The 3,223-nt window shown below is 34.8% G+C and carries 2 protein-coding genes and 1 pseudogene; all 3 read left to right on the top strand.

Annotated features, from left to right (window positions below):
- A partial coding sequence (locus CQA49_RS10340) for a hypothetical protein (RefSeq protein ID WP_220271749.1) occupies positions 1 to 589 on the top strand: 589 nt, incomplete at its 5' end.
- A gap of 726 nt (positions 590 to 1,315) precedes the next feature.
- The gene (locus CQA49_RS09690) at positions 1,316 to 2,311 is read left to right on the top strand and encodes a replication initiation protein (RefSeq protein ID WP_115575743.1); all 996 of its coding nucleotides are present in this window, start codon (positions 1,316 to 1,318) and stop codon (positions 2,309 to 2,311) included.
- 142 nt (positions 2,312 to 2,453) lie between these two features.
- Positions 2,454 to 3,223 (top strand): annotated as a pseudogene (locus tag CQA49_RS09695) (plasmid recombination protein); the annotation flags it as partial.

The following is a 3,223-nucleotide window of genomic DNA, read 5'->3' on the forward strand; positions in this document are numbered from 1 at the left end:
AGAAAGGCAACTGAACGAGAAAACACAAGAAATAAGCAAAATTTTCAAAGACAAAGAAAAAGAGATTTTAGATAAAGAAAAAAAAATAACAAGCAAAAGTAACGAACTGAAGAATCTAGAATATGATTTAAACGAACAAAAACGCACTTTAAATCAATCTTTTGAGAAAACATTAACCGAATTGCACCTAAAACAAGAAAATCGAAAAAAAGGGCTAAAAAATGCGTTTTTGAATGTAATTTCATTTGGCTACTACTTCAAAAAAATAGATTCTGATACAAAAAAGCAAGAAAATGCCTTATTAAACACCCTACAAAACGCCCGAGAGGAAGCATCTATAACATACAAAGAGCTTGAAAAAGCCAATACAGGCTTACTTGAAACTAAAAAAAGACTTGAAAACGAGCTAACACAGGAAAAATACAAACACGAGGACACGAAAAAGCGCCTTGAAATCGCAATCCAAAAGGGCGAGAATCAACAAAACAAAGCAAAAGAGCTATTAAATCCGACAGATTATGCGAAGCTTTACCCAACTAACGCGCAGAATACGCATTTAAGGGATAAAAGGCAGGGAATAGGTAGATAATGAGCGCAAAAAGGTGGGGCGCAAAGCCCCAGAGCCTTAATGTTTAACATCAATTCTCACTCTAAGCCTAAAAAGCCTAAAATTAAGATATAATGCAAACCTAAGGCTTTTCCTATGTCGCTTCATAGTAAGCCTTTTTGCGGAATTTGCCCCTCTCTTGCGATTGGGGCGAAGTATTATAACCTCTTTTCCCTTATAGCTACAATCACAAGCAACAAAGCCTATACAACCACTTAGCAAAATCCTAGCAACAAAAAACCATCACTTCAAAAGCTAAAAACAAACCAACCTAAACTACTCATCAACCTAGAGCCTGCATTGTATTTCTGATTTGCTGTCAAAATCAAAGTTAAGATTTGCGCTAGCAAATCAAACCGATTTACCCAAAACAAGAATCTGAAAAACAACAGAAAAAAAGAAAAAAATTGTATTATACATTTGGGTGACTTTTTGGGGATTTTGGAGGATTTTTGATTCGCGCGCGCTTTTTAAATACTTTTAAATACTTTTTACTATACTTTTAGGGGCTCTACAGCCACACAAGACAGGGGGCTGTAGAGACATTAAAATAACAAATTTTTAATATTAAAATAACAAATTTTTAATATTAAAATAACAAATTTTTAATATTAAAATAACAAATTTTTAATATTAAAATAACAAAACTATTTATAAAGTTATTTAAATATGCTATAATAACTGCAAAACACAATCAAAGGAGCGTTTATGTCAAATGTAATAGTTAAATATCACAATGACTTCAATAGGATTCAGCTTCCAAGCCTTACAGAGCAAGAACAAAATATACTTTTTAGTATTTTGGCAAAGATAAAAAACAACAACGACAATAAGCCTATAAGGCTTTTTACAGAAGATATTATTACTGGAAGTGTAATATCAAAAGAACATTTTACAGCCATTATAAATTCTCTAAAAACTAAATTTTTCAAAGCGAGTTTTATGCAAATCATAGAAACAGACACAGAAATAATAGACTCTAATTTTCACTTTTTTAACACAATGGATATTCACTACCAAAAGAAAAACCAAGACGACGGATACGATAACAGCAAAATATTTTACTATATAGATTTATTAGTAAATCCACGCTTTGAATACTTAGTCAATGAATTAACCGCTAATTTCACAGCATTTGAATTAACCGAGTTTATATCGCTTAGTGGCAAATACTCAAAAACACTATACAGACTTTTAAAGCAGTTTAGAAGCACTGGCAAAGCTTATTTTGAATGGCAAGACTTTATGGAGCGTATGGATATACCAAGTGATTATAATATGTGTAATATAGACCAAAGGATTCTAAAGCCAGCAATTGCAGAGCTTCGAAAACCTAGAAACCTATTTGACAAAGAGCGCATACCTTTTGAGAAACTGCAATATACTAAGCTAAAGAACAAAGGGCGCGGGCGTGGTGGTAAAGTGGTTGCAATAGAATTTACATTTAAGCCACAAGTGCAAGAGATACAAGAATCCAAAGAGCTACCGCAAGACCTCAAGGAACTAGAAAACTATGTAAAAAAATTTGAAAGAAAACATATAAATTCCAAAGACGATGGATTCTGCTATATCGAGAAAGTATCAGTTGATGAGAAAGGCAGGATTAAAGTAATGCTCTATGACAACGACAAAGGCAAAAAACAAATAACACTCTCAACATTGCAAGAATTCCAAGAAAAAATCGTTAATTGTCTTTATCATTAATGTGAGCATTTACAAGAAAACATGCTAAAATCTACAATGTGGAGGATAACCAGCTATCCGCCACTTGTTCCAAGTGTCAGCTGGCAAGGAGGAGTTCCGCCCCCTTGACCCCCCCCCCCCCTAAATCACTAAGGAGGTTAGCATGAAAGTAGCAGCCGCACACTGCAACCCAAAGATAAAACCAGCATTAGCGCATAACGACCGCACCGACAGCAGGAGTCCTAATATCACCCCAGAGCTTACGCATTTAAACGAATACACAGCCTCTGCAAAGGAAGTGCGCGCAAATATTGACAAGCTTTATAAGCAAGCAGAAAAAAATTATTATGCATATTGCGAAAAAAAGAATGGTTTAGCTAAGAGCGGAAAGCCTAAAGGCTTACAAAACTTCACCAAGAAAGAAAAATGCCACCACGAATTTATTTTTGAAATAGCAGAATCTACCACGATGCAACAATGCCAAGAGCTTGCGGATAAAATTGCGGAGCTTACAGGATTTAAACCGCTTCAACTTGCAATCCACCGAGACGAAGTATTCCAAGATTCTAAAGGGAAAGAAACGCACCATTACCACGCGCATGCGGTTTTCTTTACTTTAGATGACAATGGGTTACAACTAGCAAGGCGCGAGGCTTCGCTGAATAAAGCTAACTTATCAAAAATCCAAACACTAGCAAGCGAATGCTTAAAAATGCCAAGAGGAGAGCAAAGATACTTAAGCGGAAAGCCACAACCAGCTTATATACAAGACTACAAGATATATAAGGCAATCAAGGAACAAAACAAGCGAGATTTTGCAATTATAGACGCCAAAGAAAGGCAACTGAACGAGAAAACACAAGAAATAAGCAAAATTTTCAAAGACAAAGAAAAAGAGATTTTAGATAAAGAAAAAAAAATAACAAGCAAAAG

This window comes from Helicobacter sp. MIT 00-7814 (assembly GCF_003364115.1).
In the GTDB taxonomy this organism is placed as follows: domain Bacteria; phylum Campylobacterota; class Campylobacteria; order Campylobacterales; family Helicobacteraceae; genus Helicobacter_F.

Bases quoted from the DNA above. Each gene is read 5' to 3' on its own strand.
- CQA49_RS09690 (WP_115575743.1), top strand. From the start codon at position 1,316: ATGTCAAATGTAATAGTTAAATATCACAATGACTTCAATAGGATTCAG.